The sequence below is a fragment of the Chitinophaga flava genome (assembly GCF_003308995.1).
Classification (GTDB): domain Bacteria; phylum Bacteroidota; class Bacteroidia; order Chitinophagales; family Chitinophagaceae; genus Chitinophaga; species Chitinophaga flava.
The window spans coordinates 2,718,061-2,738,092 of sequence record NZ_QFFJ01000001.1 but is presented as its reverse complement, the minus strand read 5'-3'; the positions used below and the strand labels follow the sequence as shown (position 1 = coordinate 2,738,092).

The 20,032-nt window shown below is 44.1% G+C and carries 15 protein-coding genes; 6 read left to right on the top strand and 9 right to left on the bottom strand.

The window, feature by feature from the left end; translation table 11 throughout:
* Positions 1-8 precede the first annotated feature (8 nt).
* From DF182_RS10915 to DF182_RS10905, 3 genes are all read left to right on the top strand, one after another.
* Positions 9-1,460 (top strand): RagB/SusD family nutrient uptake outer membrane protein, encoded by a 1,452-nt coding sequence (locus DF182_RS10915; RefSeq protein ID WP_113615653.1) that lies wholly within the window; start codon positions 9-11, stop codon positions 1,458-1,460.
* Positions 1,461-1,514: 54 nt separating this feature from the next.
* Positions 1,515-2,705 (top strand): thioredoxin family protein, encoded by a 1,191-nt coding sequence (locus tag DF182_RS10910; protein ID WP_113615652.1) that lies wholly within the window; start codon positions 1,515-1,517, stop codon positions 2,703-2,705.
* A 205-nt stretch (positions 2,706-2,910) separates the two neighbouring features.
* Entirely contained in the window at positions 2,911-3,501 is a 591-nt protein-coding gene (locus DF182_RS10905) for an RNA polymerase sigma-70 factor (protein ID WP_113615651.1), read from the top strand.
* Here the strand turns inward: DF182_RS10905 and DF182_RS10900 are convergent.
* The 9 genes from DF182_RS10900 to DF182_RS10860 form a co-directional block, all read right to left on the bottom strand.
* Positions 3,498-4,313 carry an ester cyclase gene (locus tag DF182_RS10900; RefSeq protein ID WP_113615650.1) on the bottom strand — a complete coding sequence of 272 codons (816 nt, stop codon included), beginning with the start codon at positions 4,311-4,313 and terminating at the stop codon, positions 3,498-3,500. The genes DF182_RS10905 and DF182_RS10900 overlap by 4 nt on opposite strands.
* 65 nt (positions 4,314-4,378) lie before the next feature.
* A complete protein-coding gene (locus DF182_RS10895) occupies positions 4,379-5,152 on the bottom strand; it encodes a helix-turn-helix domain-containing protein (protein WP_113615649.1) in 774 nt (257 codons plus the stop codon).
* Positions 5,153-5,172: 20 nt separating this feature from the next.
* A complete protein-coding gene (locus DF182_RS10890) occupies positions 5,173-6,291 on the bottom strand; it encodes an EVE domain-containing protein (RefSeq protein WP_113615648.1) in 1,119 nt (372 codons plus the stop codon).
* A 166-nt stretch (positions 6,292-6,457) separates the two neighbouring features.
* On the bottom strand, positions 6,458-7,465 hold the full coding sequence (locus tag DF182_RS10885; RefSeq protein ID WP_147243411.1) for a hypothetical protein: 1,008 nt from the start codon (positions 7,463-7,465) through the stop codon (positions 6,458-6,460).
* Between the two features lie 221 nt (positions 7,466-7,686).
* Positions 7,687-8,586 carry a metallophosphoesterase gene (locus tag DF182_RS10880; protein WP_113615646.1) on the bottom strand — a complete coding sequence of 300 codons (900 nt, stop codon included), beginning with the start codon at positions 8,584-8,586 and terminating at the stop codon, positions 7,687-7,689.
* 1 nt (position 8,587) lies between these two features.
* Positions 8,588-10,387, bottom strand: a complete 1,800-nt coding sequence (locus DF182_RS10875) for a RagB/SusD family nutrient uptake outer membrane protein (RefSeq protein ID WP_113615645.1) — start codon at positions 10,385-10,387, stop codon at positions 8,588-8,590.
* 33 nt (positions 10,388-10,420) lie between these two features.
* The gene (locus tag DF182_RS10870; RefSeq protein WP_113615644.1) at positions 10,421-13,948 is read right to left on the bottom strand and encodes a SusC/RagA family TonB-linked outer membrane protein; all 3,528 of its coding nucleotides are present in this window, start codon (positions 13,946-13,948) and stop codon (positions 10,421-10,423) included.
* Between the two features lie 190 nt (positions 13,949-14,138).
* Positions 14,139-15,224, bottom strand: a complete 1,086-nt coding sequence (locus DF182_RS10865) for a FecR family protein (protein WP_113615643.1) — start codon at positions 15,222-15,224, stop codon at positions 14,139-14,141.
* Between the two features lie 63 nt (positions 15,225-15,287).
* A complete protein-coding gene (locus tag DF182_RS10860; protein WP_113615642.1) occupies positions 15,288-15,878 on the bottom strand; it encodes an RNA polymerase sigma-70 factor in 591 nt (196 codons plus the stop codon).
* A gap of 372 nt (positions 15,879-16,250) precedes the next feature.
* Between DF182_RS10860 and DF182_RS10855 the strand changes: the two genes are divergently transcribed.
* From DF182_RS10855 to DF182_RS10845, 3 genes are read left to right on the top strand one after another with little or no spacing between them, the layout of a single operon-like run.
* Positions 16,251-17,840 (top strand): caspase family protein, encoded by a 1,590-nt coding sequence (locus DF182_RS10855; RefSeq protein ID WP_113615641.1) that lies wholly within the window; start codon positions 16,251-16,253, stop codon positions 17,838-17,840.
* Entirely contained in the window at positions 17,833-18,813 is a 981-nt protein-coding gene (locus DF182_RS10850) for an AAA family ATPase (protein ID WP_113615640.1), read from the top strand. The genes DF182_RS10855 and DF182_RS10850 overlap by 8 nt, the downstream gene beginning before the upstream one ends.
* The gene (locus DF182_RS10845) at positions 18,803-20,029 is read left to right on the top strand and encodes a hypothetical protein (protein WP_113615639.1); all 1,227 of its coding nucleotides are present in this window, start codon (positions 18,803-18,805) and stop codon (positions 20,027-20,029) included. Before DF182_RS10850 ends, DF182_RS10845 begins: the two co-directional genes overlap by 11 nt.
* The last annotated feature ends 3 nt before the right edge of the window (positions 20,030-20,032 follow it).

The window sequence follows — 20,032 nt, the reverse complement described above, 5'->3', positions numbered from 1 at the left end:
GGACAAGTATGAAAAGGATATTTTACCTGTTATTGACAGGAGCTACCATTATAACTACGCCAGGATGTAAAAAGTTTCTGGATATTAAACCTAAAGGCTATACGATTCCGGAGTTTTATGAGGACTATCAGAAGCTGTTGAGCAACGCTTCCCTGATAAGGGCTACCGCTGCTTATCCCAGCTATATCACAGATGATGTTTTAGCCGGAGAGGATAATGATGTAACAAAATCAGCGGCATTCGCAGGATATTCAGTTTTCAAGAAAAGCCTCTATACCTTTAAAAACGGTCAGACCTTTGAACCGAGCGACTCAGATCCATTTTGGGAACCAGCTTATAATCACATCTATACTTACAATACTGTGATTAATAATATACTGAATGTTCCGGATGGTACTGCACAGGATAAAAAGCGGCTGCGTGCGGAAGCACAGGTGGCCCGCGCTTTTGAATACCTGTCACTGGTAAACGTTTATGCTGAGCATTATGATGTTGCAACAGCCGCTACAGCCTTAGGTGTGCCCCTGGTACTGTCAGAGGATATTAACCTGTCTTATGAACGTAAGAGCGTGGCAGAAGTATATGCACAAATCAAAAAAGATCTGGACGAAGCATTACCTAACCTGCCTGATAATGTTCCCAATAATTTTAAGCCGATGAAGAGCGTAGGGTATGCTTTTCTGAGCCGTATGAACCTTTATATGGGAGATTACAGGGCTGCGCTGGCCAATGCCAATGAAGCACTGAAGCTGAACAGCTTCCTGTTGGATTATAAGATCTATACCAACAAAAAAGGCACCACCTGGGGACGTGTCTGCAAAATCAGTGATGGTACTGCATTTCCGGATGGCAAGCAAAACCAGGAAAGTGTCTGGATCCGTTACGGTAGTTCCAGTTCCAGCCATCTCTTCAACGAAGTATATGCAAGTAGTGATTTAATTAATGCTTATAAAAAGGATCTCCCTGCCGGCGCTACAGATAAACGTTTTGCACTTTTCTTCTGTCATGGTGAATCCAATCTGGGTGGAGGAACGGTATCCTTTCCCGGCAGAGAATTATGGGCGCCTTATGTTGAGTTCAACCTGGGATTCAGCACACCGGAGTTATACCTGATCGCTGCAGAGTGTGAGGCAAGGGTTGGTGACCCGGCAAGAGCTATCCAGCTGATGAATACACTGCGTGACAGCCGTATTGAGAATAATCAGCCACTGGTTGCCAATACCAGCGATGATGCATTAAGACTTGTACTGGAAGAACGCAGAAGGGAAATGCCTTTTATGGGAAGTACCCGCCTGATTGATCTCAAACGTTTGAACAAAGATCCGCGCTTCGCTAAAACCATTACCCATACACAGGGTGCACAGACCTTTACTTTGCCGGCGAATGATAAACGATATATTCTGCCGGTTCCTCCTAAGGTACTCGCGGTAAATCCCAACATTCCGCAATACGAACGATAAATAATTTTGATCACTGCCCGGAGAAAACTTTTCTCCGGGCATTTATAATATTTTATGAAGAGAATTCTTTACGCTTTCCTGATGCTGGCAGCACTCCAAAGCAATGCCCAGGAAGAGATAGCGTTTAACAACGCTTCCTGGCAGGCTACGCTGGACCAGGCCACCAAAGAAAATAAACTGGTATTCCTCGACTGTTACACCTCCTGGTGCGGCCCCTGCAAATGGATGGAGAAAAATGTGTTCAACGTGCCGGAAGTATATCAGTATTACAACCAGCATTTCATCAACACCAAGCAGGATATGGAAAAGGGAGAAGGTGTTGATTTAAGAAAACAGTATAATGTTCAGTCTTTTCCTACCTATCTTTTTATCAATGGTAAAGGTGAAGTAGTACATCGTACCGGTTCCCGCATGTCTGTAGAGGAGTTCCTGGAAGAAGCCCGTATGGCGGGTGATCCGGAGCGTAATATGTCATCTTTGTCTGCCCGCTATAATGCCGGAGAAAGAGGCATTCCCTTCCTGATTAATTATTACCTGGCGGTGCATAAATCGGACCGTCGTGCTGCAAGCAAGATCGGTGAAGAAATCAGTGAGAAATTCCCGGAGAATGAGCTGAATTCTTCACTGGGTTGGAAGGCCATCAAAAACATCGCCGAATCCGGTAAAGACAGATTAGGCAAATACTATCTGGCCAACCAGGCCCAGTTTGCTTCTTACGCCAATCAGGCGGAAAGGGATGCTCTTGCTGACCGTCTTATCTCCAGTATGCTGTATCCGATGATCTATGCCGGAGATGCAAAAGGTTTCTACGCCGGTCTGGACCACTTCAAAAAATCCCCGCAGCCTGAAAGGCAGCGCCAGGCCGTGATGCTGGAAGCAGAATTCTTTTTCCAGGAAAACAAACTCAATGAATATATAAAACTCACCGACAAGGCGATGAAAGGTGTTTTAAAGAATGATGGTGAAAAACTGAGTTTTCTGGCCCGTCGCCTGAATGGCAAACGGGATGCTGATGCTAAAACATCCGCTTTCCTGCCACAGGCTTATAAACTGGCTAAACGCGCTGTGGAAGTAAATCCTGAAGAATACAGCATTCAAAGCACTTTTGGATGGGTATGCCTTTCTATGAAGAAAAAAGAAGAAGGTCTGGTAGCAGCCCGCAAGGCCAGAGCACTGGCAGATGCAGAGACCTCCAAAATACAGAAACTGGCGCAGGCGCTGGTTGATGACCTGGAAAAATTGTAATAGTACCACCATATCCTATGTAGACAAGGTGTAGCGATGATCGCTACACCTTTTGTTTTGAAAAAGGATTTGCATTATTTCCCTTCTGAAATTATCTTCGCCCTAAACCAACCTGCTTCATATATTATTTTTTGAATGTGTTTTGAAGCAGAGATCTCTGTTACTTCCTGTCTGTATACCCGCAACTAACCGAATAAACACCTGAATGTCAAACTGCAGTACATACACGGATGATCAGCTCTGGCAACAGATCACACAGGATGATCAGGAAGCCTTCACGGCGGTGTATAACCGTTACTGGAAAGTGCTGTACCTGCGTGCTCAGCATATGCTGACTGACAGCGACCTCGCACAGGACATTGTACAGGAGGTGTTCATCTCTCTCTGGCATCGCCGTAAGGAAGTGGAGGTATTGCATCTGAAGGCTTACCTTTTTCAGGCGGTGCGCTTCCAGGAACTGAAAGCCCTGCGTAATCTCAAGTCAGACATTAACTTCTACGAGCGGCTGGCTCTTATTTCCAAAGACCTGCTCATTCATGAACCGCTGGCATTTAAAGAGCTGGATACCGTATTGCAGCGGGTGCTGGCCTCCTTCCCGGAAGATCAGCGGATGATCTTTGGCATGAGCCGTGAGGAAGGACTTACCTACCGTGAGATAGCCGGTAAAATGGAGATCTCTGTGAAAACAGTGGAAAAGAAGATGTCGCAGGCATTGCGGGCCCTCCGCAAAGGTATGGACAGCGCTTTCCCACTGGTATTGAGTATGATGGCATTATTGGAGAATAGCCAGAATTAATCGTTTCCCTGATAAATACCTCTTTCCATCTGAATATGCAACTGCTGGTAAAATCCGGCAGGATTAAAACCAATCCGCTTGTATTCAGCCTGCACCTGTGTTTTGGCATTGTCCAGACATTCCTGATTTTTCCAGGTGGCAACGGTAATAACGGAGTACTGTCCGTTTGGTTCCTGGTGCTGAAATACCTTATCTCCCATAAAACCTTCCAGTTTTTGAATAAAGGTTCTGTTGTAGTTCATTTTTTGAGTGAATTCACTGATAGCCGCTGACGGTACAATGAATTTATCGATGAAGTACACCTGATTACGTTTATTCGTTGACGTAATATCTGCGGGGATGGCGCCTAATTGTTGTAGAAAGCCCAGCCGGTCTGTCTGAACTTCGTGACTTATAATTTTTCCGTTTTTGAAAGTATAGATGGCGGTTCCTTCGCTGGTAACGGCTTTGTGTGTAGGTGCGATGTGCTGAAAAGTGTTTTGATGAGTGCCTTGCATGGTTTGTTTTACGAAGACTTTATCACCTTCTGCCATTACCAATGACAAGCTCCATTGGGCATCGGGAAATGACTGAAGGACTGTTTGTGCCGACTGTATAAATCCCTGTATACCGCTTCCTCCCTGGCTATTGGCATACTCCAGGGAGATGAGGCCATCCAGCTGGGCGAATTTTCGCTGGTTGAGGATATCTTCATAAAAGTGGATGATGGCGGCTTTGTTTTGTTGCTGTATTGTTTCCATATCTGATACTTTTTGCTGTGAGAAGGCAGTAGTTGCTATAAGCAACAGACCACCCAGTAATTGTTTGATCATTGTTTGTTTTTATACAGCAAAATTCAGTTTTAGGACAGCCTTATCATTGTAAAAAATCATTGATTTTACCAGAACAGCGGTGACTGGAAGAAATGAGAGGGTGTGAGGCCGGTGAAACGTTTGAAGCTTTTGTTGAAATGGGCCTGATCGAAATAACCGGCATCCAGGGCCAGATCAGTAAGGCTTTGAGAGGGTTGTTTGCGGGTGATGAGAGATTTTAACCGGATGATGGAGGCGTATTGTTTGGGCGAAGTGCCGATGGTTTTTCTGAAACGTTTTTCGAAAGCGTCCTGGCTTAGGTAGTTGGATGCAGCCAGGGTTTTTATAGGGAGATCTCCCTGTGTTGTTTGTATTTGCTGAAGGACGTTTAATATCAGATTGTCCTGTTTGTAGCCTTGCAGTAAAGAAAGTAACAGTGTTTCAATAATCGTTATTTTCTCGTGGGTAGTTTTGGCTTCGGCCAGCTGTTCTTCTATGATAGCTGTCTGCTGGCGGCTGATGAAATTATCCAATGAAATGCTGTGTTCAAACAGTTCATGTAGTGGTGTTTTAAAGAAAGCAGCTGCACCGGCAGGCTTAAACTGCACAATAATAGCTGCGGTATTTTCCTGGTAGTTGATCAGCCGCACAGAAGACCTCAATCCTGAGATGACGGCTGCCGGCACTGGACTGGCCTGCTGATCGCTGAGGTAATTGATCTGGCCTTTATAACGGAAGGCGATAGCCGGCGTAGTTTCAGGCAATACCCGGTTAACCCGTTCATCCTGGCTTTCAATGATTTTGTAAGCCTGAATGAAAGGTTGCAGTGGTGCGGAGGGTATGTAAGGCTGCATGAGCATCTTACTCAAAGATAATAAAATCAGGATTCCGGGGCTGATTCATCATATTCATCCAGGACAGTAGGTTTGAGACTGGCGAGGTGTTTATCTTCCGCGATGAGTAATACACTCTCATAACTCAGATAGGTACACGTATTTTTCATAGGGCCATGTTCCATGAATGAAAATACGGGTCTTGTTATTTCCTGGAAAACTTTATCCCGTCTTTCCTGCGGAGCTACGATATGTAGTTTCACATTCATGTTGGGTTGTAGTGCCATAAGGTCGGCCATGCGGAGAATACCGGAGTAAACAGAAGTGGTATGTTCTACTTCAAAGGCTCTGACGATCATGTTGCGGCTGATCCACAGCACATCAATGTTTTCGATGGTTTTCAGTACAGCGTTTACATAATTTAATGGTAGTGTCTCCAGCAGGCTGTTATCTGCTGTATGCCAGTGCTCCAGTACTCTTTGTCTGTCAGCCTTTGGCAACCATATGCTGAAACCCATTTTCTCCCCTATTTCAGCCAGTTTGGCCTGTATCCTGATGCTCTCCTTTGGAATGGGCTGATTGGACAGGATAACGGGGTCTTCGCGCTCCGGAATGGTGAGCTCAATAGCACCTGTTGTTTGTAATGCTGTGACGGAAGTGTCGATCTTTTTCTGATCAGCATCAGTGAGTGTATAGGTAACAGGAGCAGACTGCTGTTGCAGCAGTATTTTCTCCAGATAGGCACCATCTTCATCCTTCAGTCTGCGCAGATTGCTTCTTAAGTGTACAGTCCAGGTATTACTGCCGGCCGGCAGCGTGCTGGTAAAAGACAAATGATTAAAGCTTCTGTCGTCCGTAATCGGGATACCTTGTTCAAAAGGCAGCCAGACAGCGGGATTGATTTTAAAACGTAACGTATATGGATCATTAACCGGCAAGTATATAGGTTTATCGTTTTCAAACAGGAGACTGTTAATTTCCATGACGCCTATCCATCTCGATAGTTTGGTTACATAACAAATAAGCTTATCACCAGGGCCAAGGTTTTTAGCGATAGAACGCTTGTTCTCCATAAAACCGGAAAGGCTTTTGTCTGAGTTGGAGAAGGCTTCGTAGGTGGCTGGAGAGAAAAGATTGATATAATAGGCCATGGGTGTTACATTCAAGGATTTGGTGATGTAGACAAGTATAAGGTTTTTTGGTGATTAATTATAAAAGCGGGTCAAGATAACAAAGAGGGTAAATAACTAATTTTTTTCAAATTAAAAACCTGGACCAATTCTGATATTGATCCAGGTTCATTTTGCGAAAGCAATATTGCAGTATTTAAAATTAGTTTTTCAACATATAGAAAATCTCATTTTCAATAGCATAACCATCCTTGCCGTTTCCGAGTTCAGTAAAATCGGAAGTATAGAAATGGTCACCTTTCCCCGCATGGTTATAACGGTATACAGGGATTAAATTCGGATCACTCCCCTGAGACTTAAACACATAACCAGCAATGGCTTCGTAAGCATACCCTGCACCGCCACCACCTAATTCATTATAATTCGTGGTATAAAAGTGATCTTCGGTCCTGGCGTTAAAATATCGGTGTAAGGGAACTGATCCGGCTACCTGTGTAGTATAGATATGACCAATAATCCTTTCATAGATATAGCCTTTATCCTGCACGCCTATTTCGCACCAGTCTGCGGTATAAAGGTGATCCTGTCTGTTTCCATCCCAATATTGCATGAATGGTTTAGCGCCTGTATATATAATTGGCTTTGCTGTAAAAACACTTTTGTTGACATAATTGGAAAACTGTTTCACCAGTTGATATACTCCTAAAGTAGGATCATAGAAAGTAATGTGGCATTCAAGTCTGATTTGACCATTCAGATTTGAGAAATTGAAATTTGATATCGTTACACTATGATCGTCGTCATAGTTCGTTCCAATATAAATATAACTATTGGTAGCTTGCTGATAAAGGTACCAGTCATACTGTCCTCCAAGTCCCCAGCAGTTAGTCATTTTTATATCGATGGTATTGTTGGAACAATTGAAATTACCAAACTCAAGATTGGTATTACAACTGGCTTTTGCAGTAAGCTGGCTGTTCTTGTTATTTGATGCGACAGCAGCTTTAATTCTTGCAGAGTCTTTAATAATAAGAGTCGGATTGTCAATTGGTAAAAATATATTTTTACCAGCAGTAATTTCCTTTGGAGCAATGGCAGATTTTATGGCTACATCTATAGCTACAGTATCCGTTGATTCCTGGGCGTCTTTCTTACAGGCTACAAATGAGCACAGCAGGGCGATAGCTATCAAGCTATTTTTAAGGTTCATAGGGAAGAAAATTTGAGAAAATAAAAAGGCTAATACGGGTTACATGATAATACAGAATATTTTGCTTTCACAGATCAAATATATTTAAAAAAACAAAACTGCTTCGATTGATTTTTTGCTTGAAAACAATAGCTTCAGTACGGAACTTTTTATACTTATATGAAGTACCCCAAAAAGTGTTTGACTTTTTGAGGTACTTCATTGTGATAATTTTTTTCCTATCAATATCCATGTGCGATATATTCATTCTCCACTTGTCCATCTTCGTATAACCGCAGGATAGCATATCCCGGCGGTGTCTCGAAGTAGTATCCTTTGCCGGCAGAATCCTTATCACCGGCTCCCCACCAGAAGCCAGACATGGAACCATTGCAGCAATAATGAATACCATTGTATAGGGCATTGTCGGCAAGGTGGTTGTGACCACTGAGACATATCTTCACTTTATCCTTGTGTTTGTAGAAGAGGTTCTTCAGTTTTACATGGTCGCTATGACCACCACCTACCAGTGTGGGTGTTACACCCAGGATGGGATAATGCGACATCACTAATGTAGGTGTACCGGGAGCCAGTTGCTGCAGATCGTTTTCCAGCCATTTGAACTGCTCCTCATCCAGCGATATTTTATCATTGTTGCCATCGAGGATTACAAAATGCCAGCCTTTTTTAGTGAAGCTGTAATAACGTGCTGGGATTTTGAGCCGTTTAACTACATAAGGTTTGCCGTACATCTCATCTTGTTCTGACGGTGCTTTCCACCACATGTCATGATTACCAAGACAGCTATATACCGCATAAGGTTTTACGGTTTCTATGCATCGGTCCCATATGCTCCATAATTCAGTTACCTGCTCCCGTTTAACGTTATCATAAGAGGCATCCATGATGGAGTCGCCACCATTGAGGATAAAGTCAACGCCCTGTTTTTTTACGGCTGCAAGGCATTGGATAAAACGTTCGGGGGCATTATCTCCTGCGGCTATGTGTACATCCGTAATATGGGCAATTGTCAGTGCCGGCTTGCGTTTAGAGCCGGAGGTTGTTGCGGCCTTTATGGCCGGTGATAGTAAGGAGGCTGCTGCGAGCAGGCCACTACCCTTGATGATATCTCTTCTGTTCATATTATTGCCAGTCAAAAATTTGTTTGAGATTAGGATTTAATACCATTTGGGTATAGGGAATCGGACGGTAGTAGTATTGAGGTTCCAGGAATGTTCTGGGTGTGATCTCTGTAACCAGTGCACCGCCGGCGGTACCGTTTTTCATATATACGGTCACGTTATCACCGAAGGCACCGGCTTTGTAGTAGATGAGGTTTACGCCCAGTGAATTTTTTTCCTTCTTATCATCTGTTGGAATATCTGCACTTTTATCTATCAGGATGATATCCGGAACACCATCTCCGGTCAGGTCAAATTTGCCGAGTCCGGGGAAGTACAGGCCTTCGGGCTGTTTGGTGAGCAGCTTGCCGGCATGCCATCTCATCAGGTCATCGAAACGGTAGCCTTCCATCGCCAGTTCTACCCTTCTTTCCCGGCGTATTTCAAGGATGACACCTTTCATCGGGCCGCTTACATCAGGATACCTGGCTGCGAGTATCATATCGGGGTCTGCACCGGCCATGGCCAGGCTGACAGGTGGCATTTGCACGCGGGCCCGCAGCAGGTTAATGGATTGGTCAAGATCAGCTTGTGTAAGGCTTCCCTGTTCGGCTTTTGCTTCTGCATAAGTCAGCAATGTTTCAGCATAACGGTACATTGGTACATCTACACTACCTGCTATAATATTGTCGGTAGTATTGGTAAAACCTTTTATCTGGTGGTAACCGGAGAAGTTTTTATTCAGACGCTGGATATATGGTTTGTTATCACCAGCTTTTACAAAACCGGGCCAGGCCAGTGTTTGCTTCAATCTGGGATCGCGGTCCTGGAACTCCTGTACAAACTGCATTTGATCGTATCCGGGTTGATCGGTGTAGCGGGTACCATCTTTCATGAGGTAAGTCTGTACGAGGTCGCGGGCAGGTGACTGTTCGTAGTCTCCGAAGACAGTGCCGGTACCGCCGCTGCTGGCGGATTTGCTGGCATCATAAGGATAGGCCAGTATCACCTCCTTGTTCTGGAGCAGGTCCTGACTGCTAAAGAGCGTGGCATAATCCTGAGTAGGATTGCCGGTGTTATAGATGGTGAAACCGCCGTTTTTAATAATATCCTGTGTTACATTGATGGCGGTATCCAGAAAACGTCCGGCAGTGGCCTGCAGATTCAGTTCCGGGTGGTATTTACGGAAGGTGCCTTCGTATAGTGCAATGCGTGCAAACAGTGCTTTGGCGGCCCATACGTTGGGAGTACCGGAAGGTACGTTGCTGCGTATATGGGCGACGGCAAAACTAAGGTCTGCCATCATACTGTCTACTACGAGCGCCCGCGGGGAACAGGGTTTATACAGTTGTGCGGTATCATTGGGGTTCATTGTCTGACCATACCAGGGCACATCTGAATAACGTTTTATTTTACCGAAATAAAAGAGTGCGCGGTAATATCTGGCCATGCCTGCATAATGGTCTTTTACATCCTGGGTAGCCTGGGCTTTGTTGTAGTTCTCCAGAAAATAATTGATGTTGCGCAGACGTGCCCAGTCCCAGCCATCAGGCAGATTTTTGGAGCTGGGTGAACCGGTCATGATGTTTTTGACTTCTTTGGCAGCGGTAGTGGCCATATTGTCGCTGCTTTGGTCATCATAGTAGATCCCTGTGCCAGACATAGAGAGCAGACCATTGATATACAATGCCAGATCTTCTTCTGATTTAAAAAAGAGCTGTGGGGAGATGGCATCCTGCGGATACCGGTCGAAAAAAGATTTTTTGCAGGCAGTGCCGGCCAACAGAAGACCGGTTATTATTATGATGGAAATTTTTTTCATGTTACGGTGTTTAAAAGATTACCATATCAGGGATTACAGGTCAAGATTGATACCTACAGCATATTTGCGCTGATAAGGATATGCCCATCCGTAGCCATCTGTAATGGATTCCGGATCGAGATATTTTTTGATGGCAGAAAACTCGAAGAGGTTTTCACCGGAGACAAATACACGTAAGCGTGAGATACGGTAACGTTTTAAAACAGATTGCGGCAGTGTATATCCTATCGTCAGGTTTTTGACACGGAGATAGGCCGCGTTCAGCAGATATTTTGTTTGCGGGATATCCAGGCCGCTGCCATAGTTGTTGTCCGCCAGCCATGACTGTAATACAGGGAAATAGCCATTTGGATTGGCATCTGCGAGGCCGGCCTTGATATAGGACTGGGAGTGCTGTGCGCGCAGGGAAGCATCGTCAGCTGTACCGCGGTAGTAGTCGAGGTTCCATGGGTAAATGCTGGCATACGGCTGTTGATAAGGCCCCCAGAAGAGATAATGGTGCGGATAATAATCCATCTTGGCGATGCCTTGCAGGAAAACGTTTATATCAAAACCTTTCCAGCTGGCGTCCAGGTTGATGCCGAAACGGTAGCGCGGACTGCTGTTGCCAATGATAGTGAGGTCCTGAGGATCTTTGGTACTTGGACCACGATCAATTTTGCCATCACCGTTGAGATCTTTGTATTTAGGCCATCCGGGTACGATATCGAGGGCTCCCCAGGGAATGATCGCTTTTTCATCCAGGGCTTTGATTTCATCTTTGTTTTTGAAGACGCCATCATTAACAAGGCCCCAGATTTCGCCAAGGGTCTGTCCTTCCCGGTAAGTATTCAGCAGTTGCTGATCATTTTTGAAACGGGTGATCTTCGTCTTATCATCAGACACAAACACTTTTGCACCAAAGCTCAGTGGGTCACCCCCAACGTTGAAGGTATTGTGGTAGCCAAGTGTAAGCTCCCAGCCACGGGTAGAGAGGTCTGCAGAATTCTGCATGGGAGGTGCTGTGCCGAGTACTGCCGGCAACTCCACACCTTTCGACAGCATACCGATGGTATTACGTATATAATAATCAAAAGTAGCCTGTACAATGTTGCCCCACAATCCCACGTCTGTGCCTATGTTGGCTGTGGTTACCTTTTCCCAGGTATAGTTGTTGGGATCTACGAGGATATTCGGTGCGCTTTTGATGATGGTTTGATTGATATTCCCTCCGATCAGATAACCGGAAAGATCGGTAGGAAGTGTCTGGATATATCCGAAATCGCTAACGCTCTGGTTGCCCAGGTTTCCGTAAGAAGCTCTGATTTTAAGTGTTGGTAATTGTTTGGAAATACCTTTCATGAAACTTTCTTCACTGGCGATCCAGGCTCCTGAGATGGAAGGGAAGAGTCCCCAGCGTTTGTTGGAAGGGAAGCGTGAGGAGCCATCATAGCGGCCATTGGCTTCGATGATATAACGGTCTTTGTAGGTATAGTTGATCCTGCCAAAGAAACTTCTGATTGCATAGGCTGTATAATCGGTGCCCAGTTTGCTATCACCGCTGGTCAGTGCTATATAAGGCAGGGATGAAGAGATAAGTCCTTGTTTGGTAACATTTAATTTATTCCATTCATAGCTCTCCTGGTTAAAGCCGCCCAACAGCTGGATTTTGTGGTCTTTGCCGAGGGTTTTGTGATAGTTGGCATAGAGGTCATATACATCGTGGATAGCCATGGCATTGTTTTCTGCCACATATCCTGTACCACCTTCCTGACGGATATCATTGGGGCCGAAGCCGATATTGTATTTTTTGGAGTCTGTATGATATTTCCATTGTTCCCGTTTGAAGCTGGCGTCACCGGTAATCTGCAGGTCGTTGTTGAGGAAGGAGGCTACGCCTCTGATTACGTTCTGGAAGCCGAAGCGTGTTTGTGTGGTCCTGCCGCCGTCTACAAGTTGTGCTGCCAGGCGTCCGGCGCTGGTGTTGGCCCAGGTGCCATCAGGATTTACCGCCACCATAGTGGGTTGCAGGTAATAAACGTCGGTGATTTTATAGGTAGGTGCATCCGCTTTGGTCTGGTATATGCTGAGGTTATTGTCTACCTGCAGCCAGCTCAATGGTTTAATATTGATTTTATTGCGCAGCCCATAGCGGTCCCATTTGTCTTTAGCCAGTCTGTTAAGGCCGTTCTCATCGGTGAAGTCGGCTGAAAGCAGGTATGACACCGGCATTTTTTTCGCTGTTTCAGCGGAGCCGTTCAAAGAGATACTATGGTATTGGGAGAAGTTAGACTTACTGAAGAAGTAATCGTTCCAGTTATTGCTGCCCATATAAGCCCATTTGGAAGGGTCGCTGGGGTCGATGCGGGTATCCGGGAGGGAAGGATCATCCGACCTTTCTCTGGCCCATTTATAGTATTCATCGGAATAGCTCACATAGGCCCAGGGGGTATTATGCGTGGCTGTTTCCATTACACGGGAAACGATATAAGGATCGGTTACCGCATCCGGCATTACAGTTCGGCGGGATTTCGCGAAGTAGTTGTTATAGCTGACAGATTGCCGGCCGCCGGTGGTACCTTGTTTGGTGGTGATGAGGATCACGCCAAAAGCAGCACGGGCACCATAGATGGCCGCAGAGGCAGCGTCGCGCAATACAGAAATGGAAGCGATGTCGGAAGGGTTCAGCCGCAGCAGGTCGTCGGTGGCTGCGGTGATACCATCAATAATGATTAAGGGTGCATCTGTTTTGTCATTCAGGGAGGTTACACCACGGATATTGATTTTAGGAGTCTGGCCGGGAGCACCGCCTTTGTAGGTGATATTCAAGCCAGGACTCACACCTTGCAGACCCTGCATAACATTGGCTATCGGTCTTTCTGCCAGCTGTTTTCCGCTGATCTGGTCGATGGCGCCTGTAACATTGATTTTTTTCTGGGTGCCATAACCCACTACGATCACTTCTTCCATAGAGTTTTTGGAAGGCTCCATAGTGATGGTCACATTATCTCTTCCATTAAGACTAACCTCCTGTTGGTTGAACCCTATGTAAGAAACAACCAGTACGGCGTTTTCCGGCACTTTTATTTCGAAATTACCTTTAGCGTCTGTTGTAACGCCAACGGCTGTATTTTTCAGCCGTACGGTAACGCCGGGAAGTGCCTCGCCTGCAGGGGTGATGATCTTTCCCTTTACAACCACATCTTTGCTTACAATGGCTGCAGGAGCGATCACGATAAGGTTACCCGGAATGATACGGTACCCCAGTGCTGTTTTGTTCAGCAATTGCCCCATTACTTTGTCGATAGACAGCTCGTTGGCATCCAGCGATACTTTGAGATGCAACGGAAGATTATCATCATTGTACACAAAGCGATAGCTACTGGTCTTTTCCAGCATGACCAGTGCTTTTTCAAGCTGTACCTGTGATATCTTCAACGTTATCCTTGACTGGGAGCGCACTGCAGCACTCAGATGCAGGCAGGCTACCGTTATGAATAGTGTAAGAAATTTCATAAAAATTAACAGCTTATACAAGCCCCGCCGTTGCAGGGCACAATTGTCCACTGTGTTTTTTTTCATAAATTTGTTTTGTTGGTTAATTAATTTTTGTTTGTTGCGCAAAAGACAATACAAAGCCGTTAACCGATAAATGAGCGGGGAATGGTGCGAACATTTCCCGTTTTCTTTATCCGCTAAGGAAGTAAGTTGGAATCAGTGTTGTAAGATGTGAATTAAGCCATATGGTTAGTTTTATGTTAAACAGATTGGACTATTCAATCCAGATTTTTCCTCTTGTATCTTTAGTGTAAGTAAATGACCCTGTAGATGTTAATGCATCCAGGACTTCATCTAGACTATCTGTTTCAAACATACCGGTAAAGTACAGTCGTTTCTTCTCTTCGTTATGGAAGCCTATTTCCACGCCATACCATTGTTCCAGCAATGCCGTTACTTTTTCAAGTTCCAGATGTTTGAATGCCAGTTTATTTTTTACCCAGGCTGTTTCAGAAACGATGCTGTCTTTTACCTGTGTCAGTTGTTGTTTGTATATCGGGATCTGTAATTTTCCTGTTTCGTTTTCGTGTAGCCGTGCATCATCCGGATTGGCAAACAATCCGGCGGGCACCGTCAGTTTTTCATTTGGACGAAGCAGGACTTTTTGCTGGCCGACCTGGTCCAGCTGTACTTCTACGGCACCATTTACCAGAGAGGTGACGGCACTGTCTTCTTCCGGGTAAGCCCGCACATTAAAAGAGGTGCCCAATACCAGTATGGTAAAGGATTTGGTTTTTACCCGAAAGGGTCTGTTGACATCAGTGGCAATCTCAAAAAAGGCTTCTCCTTCCAGTTCCACCATTCTTGGCTGGCCGGCGGCAAATGTTGGTGGATAGTTCAGTTTACTGCCTGCATTCAGCCATACATGGGAGCCATCCGGTAATAACAGTTGAGAGCGTGTACCCTTCGACGTTACCAGTTTTTCCAGCGGCAACGGTTGGGTGGCAGGGTGGTACAACAGCTTCCATCCGGTGAAGGCTATCAGCGCGATGCTGGCTGCAACGCCAGCTACGCGCCACCAGAGGCGGCGTACCGGGGTGGTAGTGGTTACGTCATCGGTGATGGTTGCTGCTGAAGAGGTGGCTGCCTGCAGACGTTGCAGGTGTCTGGCCTGCATTTGTTGCAGCTGCTCAGGAGTGCTTCCATAGCTTGTTTCCTGCCAGGGTTTTGTAAACACTTCCCGGATATAAGAGGCATGCGGATACTGCTGCAGTAGTTGCTGCAGTTCCTCTGCCTCTGCGGGCGTGAGTTCGTTGGCGATTTCCCTGGTCAGTAGGGTATATAATCTTTCCTGATCCATGATCTTCAGATATTAAAAGGACAGTATTACGCATCGGAATTCCCTATGCGTTTTGAAAAAAAATTAGGAGTCGAGGTGGAGGTAGGATTTTGCCAGTTCGCTGGACAGGTCAAAACGTACTGCCTGGGATATTTTTTTAACGGCAGTAGCCAGTTGGGCATCAACGGTTTTTGGGGAGATATTAAGCAGATCTGCTACTTCGCGGTAACTGAGCCGGTCGTGTTTTACGAGCCGGAAGATAAGCTGGCAGCGGGCCGGCAGGCTACGTATGGCTGATTCTATCTTCTGCGACACTTCCGCGGAGATCATACTGCTCTCTGCATCCGGCGCTATTATCAGTGCAGCAGTATCCAGTAATTCCAGGTTTTCGTGTAGGTGACGACGTTGTTGCTGTAACGTGTTTAATGAAAGATTTTTGGTAATGACATACAGGTAAACAACAGGGTTTTCTACATGCGACAACTGATGGCGCTTTTGCCATAGGGTAACAAAAACATCGGAAACTACTTCTTCTGCAAGATGGAAAGACGAGACGATCGCGGCGGAAAAATGAAGCAGCTGCTGGCACAAAGCAAGATATAACTCATTGTATGCCTGCATATCATCACTGCAGACTTTTTGAAAGAGAGATCTAATCTGCTCATTGTTCCTCATAACACAAAAGTATATAAATCATGGAAAGCTTATTATTAACGATATGTTACGAATTCAGCTTCCACACGCGGAATTACTTAAAAGTAGTAAAATAAATTAAACTATAATAAACAAGATAATTAAACCGCGATACCTTTTTTAGGTGGTGGCAGGCTAATGGTTAACCTCCTAGTTTACAACAATATAGCTATTGGTTGAGTAATAAAAAAACTATATATTTACCTTGTTGTATTTTCATTCTGTAGCTTGAAAAATTGGTCGGAGTACCGGGAAGTACAAGGTTTTGCAGCCCCATCTGAATCATTTTTATTCAGGATATCCCGTAAATAATACCTGGCAGCATTTGAAAGCAGATATGTCAAAACCTTTATTATGGTTGAATCGGAGTCTGAAGTGACAAAAGAACCTTTTATTGGCAAACGATCCACAAACCCAACACTAAGCGCGGAAAAAAGTGAAGGGAAGACCTATATTTTTGCTATAGGTATTGATAATTATCGGGACAAACCGTTACCGAATTGTGTGAAAGATTGTAAAGATCTGATTGAGGTATTGACAAAGGAGTTTAATGATGTTGTAAAAGGAGAGGTATTATATAATGAAGAAGCTACAAGAGAAAATATTTTGTATGCACTGGGTGATATAATTGAGTCACCAATAAACAACCCTACTAACAATCTTATTATTTATTTTTCAGGTCATGGAGATTCTACGGATTCTGAAAAAAACGATTTCTTCTGGGTTCCTTATATAGAGGACCCTAGAAAAATCAAGGACGAATCTTTCTGGGTTGAAGCAAGTGATATTTTGCGCAAACTGGAAAAATACCGATTTGGACATATTCTGGTAATCTGTGATTGCTGTTTTTCCGGAGGTATGCTGAATGTTAGTCAGTATTTCAGGCGTAAAATGAAGGATGGTAGGGATAATGGAATACCAATGTCAAGATTTTATCTTGCTGCAACAAGGGACTATGAGTTAGCCTTGGCTGGGGAACGGAATACGAATAGTAAATTTACCGGGCAGCTTCTTGATCTTCTTAAAGACAACACAGCAGAGTCAGTATCTTGGGAAAATATTGCAAGAGAAGTACAAAGTAAATTTGTGGGTTCTTCTTCACAAGTGGAATATGGGCATTTGTTTAAGGTGGACGTACCCGGTGAATTTAAATTAGCTGGCAAAACTGATATTGTCCGAAAAAGGCAGCGTATTGAACTACTTCCGAAAGTTCTGGAGATATTAAATTATAATGAGCAAGTGGATGAGTTTTCAGACCTGGAAATGTCAGGGAAAAGCCCCTCGTTTTTTATTATTTCAGGAACACCGGATAGTGGGCTGAATAGGGTTTGTAAATTGCTTTATGATGATATTTTTAAAGAAAAGCTAATAGAGAAAATTCGTGTTCCAATCCAGCTTCTGGAGAATCCGCCTGAAGATATGGTAGATATCATTGCTGGTAGTTCTAATCAAGGGAAATCTGATAATGAAAGGTTTTTAACGATGATGAAAAATGTGCCTCATTCTGATATTGTGATAGAAATACGGATTCCCCATGATAATACTGCTGTAAAGAGAAATTCCCGGATTTATGAATCCTTAATTCGCAGTCTGGTAGAAATAGTAGAAAAGATGAATGCTTTAGCTCAACAACAGAAGGTGTACATGGTGATAATTGATGATCATAATACTGATTATTCATTTATTAATCAGTTTGTGCGAACGATCGATATTTTGCACGTTAAAACTGTAAAACCACTGACCCACGTCGGGTATAAGCGTTGGTATAAAGGCAGCAAACGAATGGAAGAAAACTTTCATTACCTCTTTGAAGAGTTATTATGGACCAATATAAAAACTGTGTTTGATCAGGAACCAGAATTGCTGCCGGGGAAAATCATTAAGAACATTTGCAATCTTTCCGGCTGCCCTGATATCGCCTCTAAATTTTTACATCATGACTAATGAAACAAGATACACCGGAGAAGCACTCAAAACAAAAGCAGATGCCGAAAAGCTAGGGGTGGAATCCGCATATATTCCTTCTAAATCTCTGGTGGCTGCTGTCAATCTGGCCTTGATCCTAAAGCGTCCTCTATTGGTAAAAGGGGAACCCGGTTGTGGAAAAAGTACTTTGGCAAAGGCAGTTGCTGCAGAGTTTTTCGGGAAAGATTATAAGGGTAATTATTTTGAATGGAATGTGAAGTCTACTTCCAAAGCACAGGAAGGACTTTATACGATCAAACACCTGGAGCGGCTAAGTGAAGCCAATCTGAATACCGGGCCGGAGAAACTGAAAATCGAATTGAAAAGCAATGGTGATGGTACCTATAAAGCGTCAGGTCAGTTTATCGAACTGGGGCCACTGGGACAGGCATTTTCCAGAAGTAATAAGGAGGGTTTGGTTGCCCCGCAAGTTATGCTGATTGATGAAATTGACAAAGCAGATATAGACTTTCCTAATGATCTGCTATGGGAACTCGACCGTATGGAGTTTCCTATCCCGGAAATCAAGGGAAATGATACCCTAATAATCACCGCAAATAAAAACCTGAGACCCTTGGTAATCATCACTAGTAATGATGAGAAACCGTTGCCCGCGGCTTTTTTGCGCAGGTGTCTTTTTCATCATATCGGTTTTGAAGATATTCAGCTGAAAGAAATACTCAAGGCACAATTCCCCTCATTGGATGAAGCTTTGTTGATAACACCCGCATTGAATATTTTCGAAAAATTAAGGAAAGAAATAAGCGACAAAGGGTTCAGTAATAAAAATGTTACCACAGCCGAACTAATGGATTGGATGAACCTGATAGCTCACTATCATGCTGGAAGTACGGACCCAATTGAGTTTCTGAAGGATGGAAGACCAATTTATCACGAAGCCTTACTCAAGGACGAAGAAAGCCTAAAGATTTCCCTGCGTCATGATAGTTAAATCAACATCGCCTTTGTTTCTGCAGCTTTTTAATAAGTTAAGCAGTATCCAGTCCATCAAGCCCGGTCTGGATGCTTATTTTCTATTATTTCGTTTGCTGGATACTCCAGGGTTTAAGTTAGAAAGTATCGACAATTTTATGTCAATACTGGAAACGATGTGGTTGAAGTCTTTGGATGACAGAGCAGCGTTCAGGCAAATAATGAAGGAACAGGTCAGTTTATTGAAGACAGTATTTGAATCAATAACGCAGCAAAAGGAAGTGCAGGAGACTACTGCAGTGTTGAGTAATGCATTGGTTAAAACGCCTTTACTACAGGCGGAGCAGAACGAAAAGCAAGCTGAAATACCTGCTGCAGCCAGGACTAATTTAGACATAAACAATCAGAATTCTCCTGTAAATACGCCTTTGCCACCAGTTCCACCTCCTGACCTGGAGAGTGACCCGGCACAGTATCACTTTGACGCTGGAAAACTGAGGAAGGACGCTAATTTCATTGATAAGAAGAAACCAAAAATTTTGCTTCCTCGCGAAAAGTCTCTTTATATGCTGAATGATGATTATTTCCCTGTTCGGCGCAGAGATTTGTTGCACGCCTGGAAAAGGTTATCTGTATATGGGGAATACGGTACTTCTGCTGAGGTAAGTATTGAAGGTACTGTTGACCTGATGATTAAAAACGGATTTTTCTCTGACCTTGTCTATAAAAAGAAAACTGTAAATGAGCGGCATCTTCTGATATTACTAGACAATTCAAAGTCTATGGTAGCGGTAGGAAAGTTTGGAAGAGCGCTTCTATCAACAGCGGCAGAAAGTGGTCTTTATATGGAGGGCGGTGAAAAATACTTTAATGGTATTCCGGTTAAAAAAGAGGGTGATTTTTTTCTTAATACGGATGATGGGATGTCACCCAAAAAGTTGAAGGAGCTACTGACGCCGTATTTCCGTGGTAATATAGTGGTACTCATATATAGTGATGCTGGTGGTTTTGCAGGAGATAACAGTGAAAATAGAAAAAATAAAACACTGGACTTTGTCGGACAATTAAAGTCTATGGTGTCCAGAGTGGCATGGATAAACCCTGTACCAGCCTATCGCTGGGAGTTTACTAATGCTGCTGATATTAGTGAGAAAGTACCTATGTTTGAGGCTACCAAAACTGGTATTGATAACGCTGTAGCTATACTTAAAGGAAAACCCGTTTTAAAACCATAATAC